The organism is Longimycelium tulufanense, assembly GCF_014645795.1.
Classification (GTDB): Bacteria; Actinomycetota; Actinomycetes; order Mycobacteriales; family Pseudonocardiaceae; genus Longimycelium; species Longimycelium tulufanense.
Map to the genome: position 1 here is coordinate 1 of NZ_BMMK01000062.1, position 14,351 is coordinate 14,351.

Sequence of the window (14,351 nt, forward strand, 5' to 3'; positions counted from 1 at the left end):
CGACACCACCCGACCCCTCCAACTCCTCGGCCTCACAACATGAAACGAACTCGCCGAGACCCTGCCAGAGGGCTGGGGGCCACCGGCTCAAGCTGCCTAGTGAGCTTGCAGGTGCTTCTGGCACACGGCCGCGGCCAAGCGCAACCACGAGTTCGCGCAGCTGCGCGCCATATCCGCCACGATGTCCTGGGCGTGCGCCGGAATGGCCTCAACCAACCTGCTCCACTCCGTTTCCGGGAGAGAGTGGGCGTGGAGCAAGCGCAGGAGGTGCCGTCCGGCATCCGTTTGTCGTACCGAAGGATCCTGCATCAGCCCGTGCAGCGCTTGCTTGAACGTTTCATTGACAACTTGGCGTGGCCTGGGCTCGGACTCACGTTCTGCACCCTGCAGTAAGGCTTGCCCCCGACGTTCGCGTGGTGGGACCGGGTCCTCGCCACGGTGCAGCCGAGCGCGGACGTCGCGCGCGGTGCCGACAGAGATACCAGCATCCCGAGCGATCTCACGCAGTCCCGCCTCGGGTCGTTCCGTGAATAGCTGGGCCGCGCTTTCTCGACCCACTGCCGTGCTCAATGGTCGAACCCGGCTGTCCCTCCCCATCCGGGTGTTCAACTGCGGGAGATCAGCAGTTGCACGCCGCCGGATCGCACTCACCGTTCTCGCCGAGGTTCCGGTGAGCTTCGCGATAGCACGGTCCGACCATTGTGGGTGCGACATGACGATCCGCGCTGCCGCGGCCAGCCGGTCCCCCTGTGCCAGCGGAAGACCGTGCATGGCGTTCAGCTCGACGGCACGCACGAACGCCTCATGTTCGTCGCCGTCGAAGAAGTCAGCCTGGACATACTTCTCACCCCGGGTGATCGCTGCATGCACGCGGTGCACGCCGTCAACGACCCGCATGGTTGAGCGGTGCACGGTGATGGGCCGAATCGGCTGGTCCGACTCGGCAAGCATCCGCACGTGATCTCGATCGACGTCGGAGCGGCACACGGGTCGTCCGAACTCGAGTCGGGTGACCGGGAGTAGTGTCGGGCCGTCTTGATCCACTGGTGTGGGCCGAGAAGGAATCCCTATCGGAGTTGGTCGCTCACACACGTGAGATGAAGTGTCGCCCAAAATACTTCTGGTCATGGCCCTAGCCTCGCTTGATCGTTGTAGAGCGGCCACGTCGAGTCGCCTGGGTCTGTCGTCTTCTCGTTCGTGGGGAACTTCGATATCGCGAGCTGGACTTGATCGCCACCGCGTATCTTCGCTGCACGCAACGCTGAGTCTGCATGCAGGACGAGGTCACTGAGACTGCTTATGGCTACACGGCGGTCCAGGGCAACTCCGATCGATGCCGTGACATTCGATACGGTCATGATTCCCTGCGGGGACCTTACCAGAGTTTCGGCTTGTCTAATGCCCGAACGGATCTTTTCGGCGACACCCAAGCTCTCAGATCGACTGACATCGATCAGCAAGACGACGAACTCGTCACCGGTATGGCTGCCGTAGCGGCTCACAGGACTCGTCTCAGGGACAGCGCTTCGAATGACGTCAGCGGCCCGCACAAGGACGCTGTCACCAGCGATGTGTCCGAACTCGTCGTTGACCTGCTTGAACCGGTCCAGATCAATGAGAAGTAGAGCCGTAGCCCCTCCGCGTCGGCGCGCTTCAGCAAGTGCTCGCGGCGCCGTGTCGTCCCAGCCCCACCGATCCAGCAGACCGGTCAACCTGTCGACCGCTATGGCGCTCAAAGGCTTACCGCAGGCATGACAGCACGCCAGCTGGGAAAACGGGAATCTCTCCACGAATGCGTTCCCACTGCTTCCGGTCGTGCCAGCCGCGGGCTGCGTGTCCGGCCGGCTGTGCGATACCATTTCTCCTCATCACTTGTCGGCTGCCGTCTACGCCGGTCTCGACGTTCGTCCGACTGTCTTAGTTGGGTCCGGGGTGGCCTTGCGCGTTACACACGGCGGTGCCTGGGGTCGCCGCCGCTTGCGGGGAAATGACAACGTGCAAGGCCCGATGGCGGGCTGGCGCGCCCCCCGGACCCCTCGATGCCAGCCTGGCTCCGCTGACGGGGTATCAAGGAAACACCGAGCGGAGTGCTCGTGTTCTCCTCTCAGCCAGCTCGAGTTGACTCCTGTACCGTCTTCATCCTCTCCTCCGTGTGTCTCAGTAGTCCTGAGTCCTTCTGCGTAGGGCTTGTACGGAACCACTATCGGCGGAGGTTGTGCTGGCCGTACAGTGTTGATCCGTTGACTGCTGAGGGAAACAGTGCCGACAGACCCAGCCGGGACTTTGGAATGGGACACGTGCCAACCTGTGGAAGGCATCGGTGAGCTTCATGGCGTATCGCGCTACCCCGACCGGGGGTGTCCGGAAGATGGTGGTCGTTGATACCGATCCCGGAGTAGACGATGCGCTCGCGTTGGTGCTCCTTGCCGCCGACCCTGGTGTGGAGATTGTTGCTGTGGGTTCGGTGTTCGGCAATGTGTCCTCCGCGATGGCGGCGGAAAACGCGTTACGCGTGTTGGAATGGGCTGAGCTATCCGAGATTCCAGTGGCGGTGGGTGCCAGTCGTCCCCTGGACGGCTCCCAGCCGCCACTGGCGCACGCCGTGCATGGTGTTGACGGCTTGGGTGGATGTGCCAGAGCTGCGCCCCCTCGACTACCTGCCTCCGAGTCCGCGGCCGGACAGCTGGTGCGACTGGTACGTCAGCACCCAATGCGGGTCACGGTGGTGGCCTTGGGGCCACTAACCAACCTGGCGTTCGCGCTCACACTGGAACCTCAGCTGCCCACGCTGGTACATGACGTGGTGTGGATGGGAGGGGCGATCGGTGTACCGGGAAACATGACCGGGCACGCTGAGGCCAACGCGTGGAACGACCCGACGGCGGCAGATCTCGTGCTGAACGCTGGCTTTAAGCTGAACGTGGTGCCACAAGATGTCACCGAGCAGGCATGGGCCACTCAGGAGTGGCTCGAAGGAATCACCGATTCCCCTGGTGCGCATACTCTTGGCGACTGGTTGGGCACCTACATCGAGTTCTGCAGTCGAGAACGCGACGAGCGGGGGTGCATCCTTCACGATCCCGTCGCGGCTGCCGCCGCCACGGATCCCGCAATCGTCAGGTGGGAGCCGGTCGGTCTCACCGTAGAGTCGGCCGGTGAGAGGCGCGGGGCGACCCAGGTACAACGACCGACTCGCCCTGAATCACCCGGAGTGCGGCGGAGAACACTGCGCGTCGCGGTAGGGGCACAGATCGACGCGGTACTCGCTCGAATTCGCCATGCCGTCCTGACAATCGCCCACCACCGAAGGGTGCTGCTTCCCGAGCACATCCGACCGGTTCTCGACTAACCGCAGCGATGCAGGTCTGCCCCCACCGTCAATCCTGAGTGAGGAGAAGCCAGCACATGAGCGGTGACAAACCTGACGCTGCGACCGGTGGCTGGGTGGTCGAGCGACGGGGTATCGACTGGATTCCCGACCACGAACGTCACGGGAGACCGCGGATGCTGGTGTGGCCGTGGGCCGGGGCGAATCTGAGCTTCTTCCCGATCGCCTACGGAGTGTTCGTCGTGGGCTTGGGGCTGAACTGGTGGCAGGCCATGGTCGCGGTGGCGATCGGCGTCGGTGTCTCCTACCCGCTGGTGGGCTTGGTCGCCGTGGCGGGGACACGTGGTGGCTCTCCCACCATGATGCTGAGCCGTGCTGCCTTCGGTCATCACGGCAACAAGCTGCCCACTGCGCTGAGCTACCTGTCGTTGGTCGGCTGGGAGACCGTGAGCGTCACCTTGGGCGTCCTCGCCACGCGCACCGTCGTTGATCGGCTCCAGACCGGATTCGGTGGCGCCGCCCTCCTCGCCGCCAGCTTCGCCGTCATCGCCGGTGCCACGATCATGCTGGCGGTCTATGGCTACGACGTCATCATGCGCGTCCACAAGTGGGTCACCATCGCCGTCGGTGCGATGACCGTCCTCTACCTCGTGGTCATCCTGCCTGGCCTGCAGTTCTCCCCCAGCACTCACAGCGGCAGTCTTGCCACACTGATCGGCGGCATTACCCTGGCCGCGACCGCCACCGGCTTAGGTTGGACCAACTGCGGGGCCGACTACAGCCGGTATCTTCCCCGCCGCTCCTCGGCCCGGGGCATCCTCGGCTGGACCGCGGCTGGGGGCGGAACCCCGCCCCTGGTGCTGATGATGTTCGGGCTCCTGCTCACCGCCGGTGACCCGCACCTGGCCGATGCAGTGGCACTCGATCCCATCGGCGCGCTGGCGAACTCGCTACCCACGTGGTTCCTGGTGCCGTTCCTTCTCACCGTGCTGCTGTCCATGATCGCTGGCGCAGTAGTCAACCTGTACTCCTCCGGCCTGAACCTCCTGGCCCTCGGTGTGCGCGTCAGCCGGCCGGTGGCGGTGGGGATCGACGGAATCCTCATGGTGCTGGGTGGGACCTACCTTATCTTCGTCGCCCCCAACTTCCTTGCCCCGTTCCAGGCATTCCTCACCACCGTGGGCGTGGGCATGGCTTCCTGGGCCGCGATCTTCCTCACCGACCTGTTCCTGCACCGCCGCCACGGCTACTCGAAAAACGCTCTCAGCTCTCCCACCGGAGCCTATGGTCGTTGGAACCTCGCGGCCACGCTGTCCTTTCTCGCCGCGGTCGTGGCCGGTCTCGGGCTAGTCACCTCCTCAGACCGGCTCGTCGGCCAGGTGCTCGGCTACTTCCTCACCCCCGAAGCCCAGGGTGGCAGTCTCGGCGCGACCAACATCGGCGTTGCCGTCGCGTTCCTGATCGCCGGCACCTGCTACGGGCTCCTCAGCACCACCGTGCTACCGCCTGATGACAACGGCCGGTCCACATCGCGGGCGCTCCACCGACACAGAGGAGAAACACGCCACGACGGGCCGCACCAGCTAGGGCCATAACCACGTCGCGGTAGCTCTACCCGCTGGGGAACAGATCCTCGATGTATCGGGCCCAGGGAAACCGAGGGTCGCCCCCGCACAGCCGGTGAGCGCCCCATCGCGGCGCCCCCTGGAGTTGTTCGGATGGGCGTCGCCGGGCCTGCGAAGGTGATCCGCACAGTATCCCCAGCCCGCTCCAGAGCCGATGTACCTGCCAAGACGACGCCCGCCCCGTTATTTGTCGTCGCGGCATGTGCCTCGTAGACAATCTCGATGAGCAATGCTGCGCTCCCGTCTCCAGGTCGTCTGGCGCTAGCTCCCCAACAGCACTAGGTGGCTTTCCGCAGGCGAAGGCGCACCTCGGCAGCTTGAGGGTCCTCGATCTCTTCATACAGCTGCAGCGCCACGGCCCACGAGGCGCGTGCCTCCTCGACTCTGCCCAGGTCGTACAGCACCGCGCCGTGGCGGAGGAGCACGTTGCCACCACCAAGGCGGTCTCCGGTCTGGCGGCAGATTTCCTGTGCCCGGTGGAGAAAGGCAAGTGCGCGTTCAGGGTTGCCGAGGGCAAGGTGAGCTTCGGCAATCTTGGGTAGCGTCCACGCCCGACCGTAGGGCTCGTCCATCTCCTCCGAGGTGTCCAATGCCTCCTGCAGGGCCGCCAAGGCATTCTCGACGTGTCCGGACTCGCGCTCCACATCGCCGAGAGTGGCGAGCGCCCACACCTGCCCCTCTCGGTTGCCCAAGTCGGTGAACAAGTCCAGTGCCCGCTGGGCCTGATCGCGGGCCTGCTCTATCTGGCCCCGCTCGATGCTGCTTGATGCGGCACCGGCCAAGGACCACGCCTCAATGTGGGGGTTGCCCACCTGCCGGTGGAGGGCGATGGCACGATCGAACAATGCCGCGGACCGAGCGAAGTCGCTTTGCCACCGGTAGCCCTCCGCCAGGTTGGTGAGCACCCAGCCCTCCGCATAGGGATCAGCGAGAGCCAGTGCCGCGTCTCGGGCGAGGTCGTGCGTGGCGATCCACACCCGACCTGGCTTACGCAGCAGCAGGTAGTCGAACAAGGCGATGGCGAATCGCCACGCGATGTCGTAGAGCTGGTACTGCAGGGCCAGCTGCATCACGGGCACGAAGTTGTCCCGTTCGGCATCGCACCACCGCAACGCCGCCACATCATCGTCGAAAGTCAACGGGCACACTCCCGGGCCAGCGGGGGGAAGCTGCAGGGGATTGATCCGAAACGGTGCCAACAGACGATTCGCTCGTGCAGCGGTATGCAGGTACCACCCGACCAGCTGTCTGACTGCAGCGGCCCGTTCCTCGGCAGTGTCCTCGGCTGCCGCACGCTCAGCAGCGTAGACCCGCAGCAGATCGTGGAAGCGGTAGCGGTCCCGACCCAGCCGTTCCAGCAGATGCACGTCACCGAGCTGCTCCAGGCACCGTCGTAAGGAGGAGATGTCGGTACCCACCAGTGCCGCCGTGGCGTCCACACTAATCTGGGGACCGCGGTGTAGGCCCAGGAGACGGAACGTGCGGGCCGCGTCCCCGCTGAGATCACGGTAGGACCAGGAGAACGCCGTACGCACCGGCACCGAATCCCCGGCTGCCAAGCGGTCCAGACGTCGTGCTTCCTCGCCGAGTTCGTTCACCAGATCCTCCACCGACAGATGGGGGTGGGAGGCGAGCTGGTTGGCGGCAATCCGCAACGCCAGCGGCAGGTAGCCACAACGCTGTGCTAGCGCTGCCACCGCCGCAGGCTCAGCCCCCGCACGGCTCGGCCCCAGGGCGGGAAGCAACAATGTGGCCGCCTCGTCTTCGGTCATCGGCCGCAGCGTGAGCTGGCGGGCATCCATGTGCAAGGCCAGGCCTGACAGGCGCCGCCGACTCGTGACGATCACCCCGCACCCGGCCGCACCGGGAATCAGCGGCTCGATCTGGCCCGAGCAGGCGGCGTTGTCCAACACCACCAGGACTCGCTTGCCGGCGAGGGCAGAGCGGTATAGCTTGGCGCGCTGCTCCACCCCGGGCGGAATCGTCGTCGCCGCTATCCCCAATGCGGCCAGGAACTCCTCCAGCACACTGTCCGGGGTCGCCGGGCCGTCACAGGCCGAGTAGCCATACAGATCGACATACAGCTGTCCGTCAGGAAACTGACGTGTCATATCGTGTGCCGCCCGCAGCGCCAGCGCGGTCTTCCCCACTCCTGGCGGTCCATCGAGTGCCACGATGCGGGGCGCTCCGGGCTGCGGCTCGCTCCCCAGCACTGCCTGCATCACGTGCAGTTCCCGGTCCCGCCCGACGAATCGTGCAGTCGCGAAGGGGAGCTGGGCCGGGCGTAGACCACTATCCACACCCGCCAAAGCGGCGAGGGTTCCTTGGGCCTCCAACACCTCGTCGCACAGCCGTGCCAGCTCCTCCGACGGCGGCTTGCCATTCTTGACCTTGCTCAACCACCCCGGTGAATAGTTGATCTTTTTAGCCAGCTGCCGCCACGACATCGCACGCTGTGTGAGCAGCCGCTCCAACTCCACGGCAAACAGGGACGCCACCCCATCGTTCCCCTCACTCCCCCAGGCAGCGACACCAACGAAGCTCAGCTCACAACGGAGCCATCACCGCAACCCCGAACCCACCGATCTACTCCGGCAAGCAAGGTCTCCTTCACCAAAGAGGGCGCGGCCGAGAACTGGATACTGCACCTAGCGATCGCTGCCAACGCGTTATCGGACACCCCTCCGGCCTCACGGCACAGGACATACTGTCCGGCAAGCGAGGTTCCGAACACGAGCGGATCGTCACTCCCAAGTACCACGGGAACCCCTGCTTGCAGGAGTGTCGAGACCGGAATGTCGGTGGCCTCCAGCACACCCAACGCGGGATACGACGCCGGACAGAGCTCCAACGCAACCTGTCGTTCGGCCAGCAACGCCAGAACCGATCGATTCTGCACCGCGGAAATCCCGTGACCTACGCGCGTTGCCCCTAGCCGTTCAACACAGCAACGGACGTGCTCCGGGCCGGTATAGAACCCTGAGTGTGGGACCCTGATCAGGCCCGCATCCGCGGCGATACGAAAGGCCTCGGTGAAGTCGTCGACGTGGCCAAGACGTTCATCGTTGGACAGGCCGAACCCCACCACACCGTCCTCGGCATACTCGACCGCCAACCGAGCCAGCTGCTCGGCATGGGCGCCGGGGCGCGCCCAGCTCGAGCAGACGATCACTCCGGTGGGGACGCATGCCTCGCTGGTCGCAGCCAAGACCGTCTCGATTACCGGACGCAGTCCACCGAAGACCTGAACATAGGAAGTGGGATCCACCTGGATCTCCATCCAACCAGCACCATCAGCAGCATCGTCTTCGGCCGCTTCCACAACGACTCGTCGCAGGTCGTCCACCGTTCGGATCGCGGCCCTCGCTGCGTCGTAGTAGCCCTGAAACGTTGCCCAGGTCTGAGGACGCGCTTGGTCCCACAACGGGACAGCGACCTCATTCCGCGCCGCAAGGTCGCGCAAGGTCTCACGTCGCATGGCTCCCACCAGGTGAAGGTGCAGTTGTGCCTTCGGCAGAGATCGGACATCTCGTAGCCCAACTTCGGTGCTGCATCGCTTAGCCACAGCGTCCTCGCTCTCGGCAGTCATGGGACTTGGTGGGCGCGAATCGGGTCACTGGTAAGCACTCAGTTCAATTCGTACAAGTGCCAGCGAACGCAGGTTCCTCGCAGAATTCCATCGGATAATGATCTATTTCCGACGGCGTAGAGGTATCACTGCACTTTATGATCAGGCTTGTCTCGCGCGCAATGTGCTTCCCCTGCGCTGCGTCGTTGTTCTCCCTGTTGTGGGCTATCGGCCTGTCTTGTCGTGCAGGAGGGCACTCCGTGGTCCGCAAGTGCTGCCGCAACGACGGGTGAGGAGGTGTAGGCGCGGGCGACCCTGGTCAGCCACGCGAGTTCGGTGGCGCCGTCCGTTCCGCCCCGGTGAGCGCTGCTATCGACGATCACGTTCCTGCTCGACATCATCGAGGGTGGAGCCGTCAAAAGTTGTGCCTTGCGGATGGCTTCCCTGAGTCGTGCGGCTTCGACGACCGCGTCGAGATGCTCGCCGTCGAGACCGGACTGCTGTCCCTGTTTCCATGCAGTGTGGGCTACGTTGAGGTCGAAGTACGGGCGTAACACCAGTCTGGCGTCACGAATCTCTGCCAGGCGACGGGTAATCCTGAACTCGAGGTGCCATCCGAGTCGGGAGGGCAGCACGACATGGGGTGTCACCGAACGGAGATCGTTCCACAATGGGTAGAGGGCATGATACGAGCGCAAACGAAGGACCCAACTCCACGCGTTGCTGAGATGCGGTCCCACGGCCGGAAGGGCGAACCCGGAGGTCGTGACGAGGAGGGTGACGCCGCCCAGCGGCGGTGTGAGCATCGTGTTGAGGTCGTCGAGGTTGCCCCCGAACCAGCGAGCCCCCACCGTGACGAGCTTGATGCCGTCGAAGATCAGCCCGACGAGCAGACCTGAGGTGATGACGTACAGACCGCGGCGTAACCAGGGCCGCCCGGCGGTGGGCGCCCACTGCCAGCATAGACGCATGACCCCAAGGGCTGCGATGGCGAACGCCACAAGGTAGAGCACGACAAACTCAGCGATGAAGGGTGTCGTCGCATAGTGGGTTTCGAAGTCGGTGGCCCGTTCGTCAGGCGCCTCGCCGAGAACGAAAAGCACGATCATGACCGCCACCAACAGGGCGAAGGTCGCGCTACGGGCGCGGGCTCGCGGGCGGGCTATTTCGGGTGGGTACCGCCAGTACAGGACCAGAACCTGCGCGGACGCCGCGAGGACGATGATCAGGCAGTAGACGATGGCCGCAGCGATGTTGGGGATCCCCGTGAACCGGTTCACCGCCCTGACCGTGTCGGGCGCGCTGAGGAAGAAGGTGGTCACACCACAGGCCAAGGTGAGACACACCGCCCAGCGCATCGGGTTGGGGGGCCTGTGCAGGAGCCGGGTGACCAGGTACAGCGCCGGGATCCCTGCCAAGGCGGAACAGCCCCAGTAGAAGGCACTACCCACGGCGTCGCCTCTCGGCCTGGGCCTCGAACGTCGTTTCCAGCCGCTGGACAATGTCACGAGCGTTCTCCGGTACGACCCAGGTCTGTTGTGGCAGCCACCGGCTGACTCGGGCAAGCAGCAGCGAGCCGAAGATCTCGGCGTGCTTTTCCTCCGGAGACGAACAGTAGGTGCGTCTGGCGATGATCCGCTCGACGGTGTGGGAGTCCAGGGAGGCGAACGGCAGTGTGGGAAGTGCACTGTCCGGCAGCGGTGCTGTGTCGTGTTTGACGGCGATATGGCCGAACTCATGGCAGAAGATGACGAGCTGATGCCAGGGGCTGGTGTCCTGCTCGCACAGGATGTAATGGGCGGCATCTGTTGCGACCCACAAGCCACTGACCGTTCCCGGCGGGAACCCGACGAGCCGCCGGTGCACGGGCAGGCCGAGGCGTTCCCCCATCAGCTCGCAGAGGCGGTCCATGAGCTGTTCCGGCTCGGCTGGCACCGGTAGGGCCAGCTTCTCGACCAGTGAGGAACAGCTGCGGCGCAACTGCCGTCGGTTCACCGTCTCACCGCCCACTTCTCCCCCCGTGTTCCGCCACACTGCGGTGATCAGCACTCGGTACCCCGGCGCTGCTTCTCGGACGAACCACCTCCGACACGGTCCTGCGTCACCAGGAGTTGCTCGACAACCTGCGCAACAGCGTCAAGCCCATCGGGAGTCAGGTCGAGGGCGCGCAAGGCCAACTGCCGCACACCAAGGTTGCCCATCACCTTGGCCAGCTCGATCTCCGCATCCGCTTGGGCAGCGGTCGCCTCGTTCAGGAAATACGCCCCCGGAACCCCGAAGAACCGGGCAATCGCGGTCAGCACCTCCGTGGAGGGATTGGTCTTGCGCCCCCGCCGCAGCGCCGACAGGTACCCACCCGTGATGCGGATCTCCGGGTTAACAGCCTTGATCTCCGCCGCCACCTCGTCATTGCGGTAAGGCCGTCCACTCCGCCCCTCGGGTCGGATGTCATCGAACAGCTTGTTCAACCGGTCGGCCAACGTCTGCCGGTGTTCCTGCCCCTCGGACACGGGCTACCTCCACCCCCTGACTGAACCACCAGTACCAACACCCCGCTTCCTGTTCGGATGTCTCTCGACTGGCGGTTGACACCAGTGCCAGGAGTGAGTCTAGAGTCACGCCCCGTCAGGATCGACTGTCGGTGGAAACAACACCCAATCAGCCCAACTGACAGTCGATCCCCTGGCAGCGTGGAGGACCTGTGCCCCAACATTCCCAACCGACCATCGCCTGCGAAGACCCCACATCACACACCCGGCCACACTGTGACGCCGAATGCGGGCTGGTATACCGGGACGCCCCGGACACCCAGTGGTGCAGTGCCTGCGGCCAACACTACGGGTACTGGAAACGAGGCGACCGGCTAACGGGCCTTCCGGATCGGTGGGACTGGGAGGCCTCCGCCCTGACAGCGTTTCGGCAGACACGGACGAACCACGACGTTCTCGCTCTTCTCATTATCGATCTCGACCAGTTCAAGCAGATCAACGACGAGTTCGGTCACCTCGCCGGCGACACCGTGCTGCGCGGACTGGCCTCGGAACTGAGACAGAGCATCCCTGATCACGGGCTCCTCGGCCGCTACGGGGACGACGAGTTCCTCGCGCTACTGCCCCATACCGGCCAGAACATCGCTCTCGACGTGGCCCAACGAACCAGGGATGGCGTCGAAACCATGCACGTCACCGCCAGCATGACACCTGGCGGTGCCCCCGTACACGTCCCTCGCCACACCGCCTCGATCAGGATCACCTGCTATAGCCCCCACCGCCACTGGGAACTCGCCGACCTCCTCCTCGATGCCGATACCGCACTGCGCGAGGCCAAACGTTCCGGCGGAAACAGCGTCTGCCTCGCCCGACGAGGACCAAGACATACGCAGACTAATTTCCCTTGACTTGTGCGCTCCGCTTCGGCGCGGACGTGCCGCCGCTCTGCACCACCATCACAACGACCTGCGCCCCACCACACTCCACAAGTGAGGGCCAGGGCAATCACCGCTGTCTGGAGGCCCCGATGTCGATCGCCGTCGCCGCCCTCACACTCTGGATCCTGTGGCTCCTGCTCGCCTTCGGCGTCCGCATCGCGGTCTCCCTCCGCCGCACCGGCGACGCCGGCCTCCGCATGGGCACCGCACCACCAGGATCAGCCCAATGGTGGGGCAAAACCCTCTTCGCCCTTGTGGCCCTCGCCGCCTGCGCCGCCTTCATCGCCGACCTGGCCGGCCTGCCCCGCATCGGTCTGCTCCACCACCCCGCCCTCCAAGCCGTCGGTGTCGTGCTGGCCCTGATCGGCATCCCCGGCACCCTCATCGCCCAGCTCGCCATGGGCGACTCCTGGCGCATCGGTGTCGACGAGACCGAACGCACTCCCCTGGTCACCACCGGGGTGTTCCGCTATGTCCGCAACCCCATCTTCACCGCCATGCTGCTCACCGCCGCAGGACTCGCCCTCATGGTGCCCAACGTGTTCTCCCTGGCCGGAACCGCGATCCTGCTCGGCGCGATCGAGCTGCTCGTCCGCGTCGTCGAGGAGCCCTACCTCCAACGCGCCCACGGCACCGACTTCCACCGCTACGCCGCACAGGTAGGCCGATTCATCCCCGGCATCGGACGCCTAACCCCCACCAGCAGGACCACACACCCCCACTGATCCAGCTTCACCCGCGACACGAGGGCACGCATCGTGCTCCACCTCTTGCAGGTCGCCTCACGTCACGACATCCACGACACAGCCCACCCAGCGCCGACACAGTGCAAAGAAGAGGCCTCCGAAACTACAGGCACACAGTCGCCACGGGGCATGGGAAGCCTGCAAGGGCAGATGGCCCGACACCGAACCTACCTCCGCCCGGTGGCCGGGCCATCCGCCGCCGGCCTGTGGTGCGCCTGCCCCATTGGATGCCGTCCGAACAGCGCAACGCTCCCTGGCCGACGGCGTTCATCGTGCTCGACGACGATCACGGCAACAACCCGCGACGCTCGTCCATCACCACATCCGGTCACCACAGCAAGCGTCACCAACAGCAGTCATACAACCGTCAGCGGGTCACCCAGACCGGGGCGACCCGCTGACTGACTCCTCTCTTGGTGTATGGCTCACGCCGGCAGGTCTAACTCACCCAGCTTGGCGCGGCCGACGAATAATGACCAGATGCTGGGAGTGACCCAGAGTGTGCCAGCATCCAGGCTCTTCGAGTCCCGGATGCCCACACTGGTTCCGGTAAGACGCACTTCGACACAGTTGTCACCACCGGAGTTGCTGCGACTGCTCTTCAACCAGCCAGTGTCTCGGACGGCATGGGGCATGGCTAGTTCTCCTCTAGTTTTCTTCTGATGAACCGCGCAGAATCGGCGGGGCCCATCGCGAGTTCCGAGATCTTCTGGAACGCGCGGAGCAAAGCCGTGGTGTCAGCTTCGCCATAGAAGTACGTCGACGGCCCGTACACGACCGGTGCAACACCGACACGGGGTGCGGAGCTGCCGAACTCCAGAACGAGGAGTGCACCGTTGGGCGCGGGGTTCCCGGCCACGCCGAGTTCGAGCACCTGGATCGTGAGGTTCGGGTGATGTTCGACGAGGTCGACCAGATGGGTGAGCTGCTCACGCATCACCCCCGCGTTGCGATCGTTGGTGAGCAGGGCATCCTCGGTGAGGATGAAGTGCAACTTCTTGGGCGGGTCGGCCTGAAGAATGCGCCGTTGCCGTTCAAGACGGAAGGCTTGTCGGCTCTCCCGCTCACCTTCGGAGGCGCTCCACCAGATTCCGTCACCCGACTCAATCGTCTCCCGAACATAGTTGGGCGACTGCAGAGGCCCCGGAATGATCCGGACATCGTAGCTCCAGATCTCGCGGGCTGCATCCTCGAGGTCCGCCAGCCGCTGGAAGGCTCCGGGCAGGAAGTCAGTGTAGGTGCGGCGCTTCTGCCGTTTCCGCGCTTCCATGCCGAGCGCGAGTACCGTCTCGCGTTCCGCGCCTGTGACACCGTAGAAGTCGAGCAAGCAGTCGAGGTCGTCAGGACTGACGGTCCCGGTTCCGTTCTCGAGTTGGACAATGCGAGACCGAACCTTGCCGATGGCGTCGGCCGCTTCTTGCTGCGACTTCGCAGCCTGGTCCCGCAGCCGCTGAAGCGTGAGTCCCAACTGCCGGCGCTCCATCGTCTGACGAGCCTGCCCCACCTGGCGACCTCCTTCACTGCGTACGTCGTCCTGAGTCTGGCGGGCAGTCCCAGCCAACACGAAGGGCACCAACCACCCGCACGGGGCAATTGTCCCGCGTCAAGTTTTTGGCTCAGTTTTCCTTGTCTGAAAGTTGTGTCTTCTGGTCTTGGT

14 protein-coding genes are annotated in these 14,351 nt (G+C 64.7%); 5 read left to right on the forward strand and 9 right to left on the reverse strand.

Annotation, left to right across the window (positions count from 1 at the left end; all coding sequences use genetic code 11):
- Positions 1 to 96: 96 nt before the first annotated feature.
- A complete protein-coding gene (locus IEY55_RS30485) occupies positions 97 to 897 on the reverse strand; it encodes a cell cycle transcriptional regulator TrcR (RefSeq protein ID WP_229686908.1) in 801 nt (266 codons plus the stop codon).
- Positions 898 to 1,124: 227 nt separating this feature from the next.
- Positions 1,125 to 1,736: a GGDEF domain-containing protein gene (locus IEY55_RS30490; protein ID WP_189062051.1), complete on the reverse strand. Its 612-nt coding sequence runs from the start codon at positions 1,734 to 1,736 to the stop codon at positions 1,125 to 1,127.
- Between the two features lie 593 nt (positions 1,737 to 2,329).
- Between IEY55_RS30490 and IEY55_RS30495 the strand changes: the two genes are divergently transcribed.
- Together IEY55_RS30495 and IEY55_RS30500 are read left to right on the forward strand one after the other, a co-directional pair.
- On the forward strand, positions 2,330 to 3,349 hold the full coding sequence (locus IEY55_RS30495; RefSeq protein WP_229686911.1) for a nucleoside hydrolase: 1,020 nt from the start codon (positions 2,330 to 2,332) through the stop codon (positions 3,347 to 3,349).
- 56 nt (positions 3,350 to 3,405) lie between these two features.
- The gene (locus tag IEY55_RS30500; RefSeq protein WP_189062053.1) at positions 3,406 to 4,923 is read left to right on the forward strand and encodes a purine-cytosine permease family protein; all 1,518 of its coding nucleotides are present in this window, start codon (positions 3,406 to 3,408) and stop codon (positions 4,921 to 4,923) included.
- Between the two features lie 308 nt (positions 4,924 to 5,231).
- Here the strand turns inward: IEY55_RS30500 and IEY55_RS30505 are convergent, their stop codons facing one another.
- The 5 genes from IEY55_RS30505 to IEY55_RS30525 all read right to left on the reverse strand — a co-directional run bounded on the left by IEY55_RS30505 (position 5,232) and on the right by IEY55_RS30525 (position 11,031).
- Positions 5,232 to 7,451, reverse strand: coding sequence for a tetratricopeptide repeat protein (locus IEY55_RS30505; RefSeq protein ID WP_189062054.1), 2,220 nt, complete (start codon positions 7,449 to 7,451; stop codon positions 5,232 to 5,234).
- A 44-nt stretch (positions 7,452 to 7,495) separates the two neighbouring features.
- On the reverse strand, positions 7,496 to 8,542 hold the full coding sequence (gene add / locus IEY55_RS30510) for an adenosine deaminase (RefSeq protein WP_189062055.1): 1,047 nt from the start codon (positions 8,540 to 8,542) through the stop codon (positions 7,496 to 7,498).
- 125 nt (positions 8,543 to 8,667) lie between these two features.
- Positions 8,668 to 10,029 (reverse strand): MAB_1171c family putative transporter, encoded by a 1,362-nt coding sequence (locus IEY55_RS30515; protein ID WP_308424799.1) that lies wholly within the window; start codon positions 10,027 to 10,029, stop codon positions 8,668 to 8,670.
- Positions 9,965 to 10,516: a hypothetical protein gene (locus tag IEY55_RS30520; protein ID WP_189062057.1), complete on the reverse strand. Its 552-nt coding sequence runs from the start codon at positions 10,514 to 10,516 to the stop codon at positions 9,965 to 9,967. Before IEY55_RS30520 ends, IEY55_RS30515 begins: the two co-directional genes overlap by 65 nt.
- A 47-nt stretch (positions 10,517 to 10,563) precedes the next feature.
- Positions 10,564 to 11,031 carry a helix-turn-helix domain-containing protein gene (locus IEY55_RS30525; RefSeq protein WP_189062058.1) on the reverse strand — a complete coding sequence of 156 codons (468 nt, stop codon included), beginning with the start codon at positions 11,029 to 11,031 and terminating at the stop codon, positions 10,564 to 10,566.
- A 191-nt stretch (positions 11,032 to 11,222) separates the two neighbouring features.
- Here IEY55_RS30525 and IEY55_RS30530 point away from each other — a divergent pair, with 191 nt between their 5' ends.
- The 3 genes from IEY55_RS30530 to IEY55_RS32400 all read left to right on the forward strand — a co-directional run bounded on the left by IEY55_RS30530 (position 11,223) and on the right by IEY55_RS32400 (position 13,095).
- Positions 11,223 to 11,918 carry a GGDEF domain-containing protein gene (locus IEY55_RS30530; protein WP_189062059.1) on the forward strand — a complete coding sequence of 232 codons (696 nt, stop codon included), beginning with the start codon at positions 11,223 to 11,225 and terminating at the stop codon, positions 11,916 to 11,918.
- Between the two features lie 119 nt (positions 11,919 to 12,037).
- A complete protein-coding gene (locus IEY55_RS30535; protein ID WP_189062060.1) occupies positions 12,038 to 12,673 on the forward strand; it encodes a methyltransferase family protein in 636 nt (211 codons plus the stop codon).
- 248 nt (positions 12,674 to 12,921) lie between these two features.
- Positions 12,922 to 13,095 carry a hypothetical protein gene (locus IEY55_RS32400; protein ID WP_229686910.1) on the forward strand — a complete coding sequence of 58 codons (174 nt, stop codon included), beginning with the start codon at positions 12,922 to 12,924 and terminating at the stop codon, positions 13,093 to 13,095.
- Between the two features lie 24 nt (positions 13,096 to 13,119).
- On the opposite strand, the gene IEY55_RS30540 is transcribed toward IEY55_RS32400, so the two are convergent.
- Together IEY55_RS30540 and IEY55_RS30545 are read right to left on the reverse strand one after the other, a co-directional pair.
- Positions 13,120 to 13,329: a DUF397 domain-containing protein gene (locus IEY55_RS30540; protein ID WP_189062061.1), complete on the reverse strand. Its 210-nt coding sequence runs from the start codon at positions 13,327 to 13,329 to the stop codon at positions 13,120 to 13,122.
- A 2-nt stretch (positions 13,330 to 13,331) separates the two neighbouring features.
- Entirely contained in the window at positions 13,332 to 14,198 is an 867-nt protein-coding gene (locus tag IEY55_RS30545) for a helix-turn-helix domain-containing protein (RefSeq protein ID WP_189062062.1), read from the reverse strand.
- Between the last annotated feature and the right edge of the window lie 153 nt (positions 14,199 to 14,351).

What these genes read in the sequence shown, in the direction of transcription:
- IEY55_RS30500 (WP_189062053.1), top strand. Translation starts at nt 3,406, where the DNA reads ATGAGCGGTGACAAACCTGACGCTGCGACCGGTGGCTGGGTGGTCGAG.
- IEY55_RS30535 (WP_189062060.1), top strand. Translation starts at nt 12,038, where the DNA reads ATGTCGATCGCCGTCGCCGCCCTCACACTCTGGATCCTGTGGCTCCTG.
- IEY55_RS30495 (WP_229686911.1), top strand. Translation starts at nt 2,330, where the DNA reads ATGGCGTATCGCGCTACCCCGACCGGGGGTGTCCGGAAGATGGTGGTC.
- add (WP_189062055.1), bottom strand. Translation starts at nt 8,542, where the DNA reads ATGACTGCCGAGAGCGAGGACGCTGTGGCTAAGCGATGCAGCACCGAA.
- IEY55_RS30540 (WP_189062061.1), bottom strand. Translation starts at nt 13,329, where the DNA reads ATGCCCCATGCCGTCCGAGACACTGGCTGGTTGAAGAGCAGTCGCAGC.
- IEY55_RS30485 (WP_229686908.1), bottom strand. Translation starts at nt 897, where the DNA reads ATGCGGGTCGTTGACGGCGTGCACCGCGTGCATGCAGCGATCACCCGG.
- IEY55_RS32400 (WP_229686910.1), top strand. Translation starts at nt 12,922, where the DNA reads ATGCCGTCCGAACAGCGCAACGCTCCCTGGCCGACGGCGTTCATCGTG.